The 1076-nt window shown below is 50.2% G+C and carries 1 tRNA gene and 3 rRNA genes; all 4 read right to left on the bottom strand.

The annotated features are described in order from the left end of the window. Positions 1 to 313, bottom strand: a 23S ribosomal RNA gene (locus BHF69_RS14290); the annotation flags it as partial. Positions 314 to 522: 209 nt separating this feature from the next. Then, positions 523 to 595 (bottom strand) — tRNA-Ala (locus BHF69_RS13630). Between the two features lie 6 nt (positions 596 to 601). After that, a 5S ribosomal RNA gene (rrf, locus tag BHF69_RS13625) occupies positions 602 to 719 on the bottom strand. A 79-nt stretch (positions 720 to 798) separates the two neighbouring features. Then, positions 799 to 1076, bottom strand: a 16S ribosomal RNA gene (locus BHF69_RS13620); the annotation flags it as partial.

Raw genomic sequence — 1076 nt, 5'->3', positions numbered from 1 at the left:
ATACCGTATGCAGTCCGAACCCCGGAATGCACGCATTCCGGTTTGGGCTCTTTCGCGTTCGCTCGCCGCTACTTACGAAATCGATGTTTCTTTCTCTTCCTCCGGCTACTTAGATGTTTCAGTTCACCGGGTTCCCCCTGCATGGCTATGGATTCACCATGCAGTGACCAGGGTCTTCCTGGCCGGGTCTCCCCATTCAGATATCTGCGGATCATGGGATATTTGCTCCTCCCCGCAGCTTTTCGCAGCTTATCACGTCTTTCATCGGCTCTTAGTGCCAAGGCATCCACCCTGCGCTCTTATTATCTTAACCTTCATCGTTGTGTAGCGTCACAACAATGGGCTGCGCGGATCTTTTCTAAGATCCTGGGATCTTCCGATCCCTTGTTTGTTTGATTAGATGTCTTGTTGTTAGTATAGATTCATTGACCTATATTATCTCTTCGTTAATATATATCTATATGCAGTTTTCAAGGTACACTGCAAAGATTGCAATTCAAAAACAAATGCTATCTTTGCGAGTGGAGATAACGAGATTCGAACTCGTGACCTCCTGCTTGCAAGGCAGGCGCTCTCCCAACTGAGCTATACCCCCATAGGAATCTGGCAGCCACCTACTCTCCCGGGCCGTCTCCGGCCAAGTACCATCGGCCGCTTAGGTCTTAACCATCGTGTTCGGGATGGGAACGGGTGTGTCCCCTAAGCGCATCGCCACCAGAAATCTTTATTCTTTTTTTCGTGCTCTCTCGAACACTCAAAACCAAACAATCTCCAGACTCTTTACTTCTTCTTCCTTAGAAAGGAGGTGATCCAGCCGCACCTTCCGATACGGCTACCTTGTTACGACTTCACCCCAGTTATCGGTCCCGCCTTCGGCAGCTCCCTCCTTGCGGTTGGGTCACTGACTTCGGGCGTTACTGACTCCCATGGTGTGACGGGCGGTGTGTACAAGACCCGGGAACGTATTCACCGCGACATTCTGATTCGCGATTACTAGCGATTCCAGCTTCATGTAGTCGAGTTGCAGACTACAATCCGAACTGAGATGGCATTTTTGTGATTTGCTCCCCCTCGCG

Origin of the sequence: Anaerostipes sp. 992a, from assembly GCF_001940245.1 — a bacterium.
In the GTDB taxonomy this organism is placed as follows: Bacteria; Bacillota; Clostridia; order Lachnospirales; family Lachnospiraceae; genus Fimousia.
This window is presented reverse-complemented; position numbering and strand designations above follow the sequence as displayed.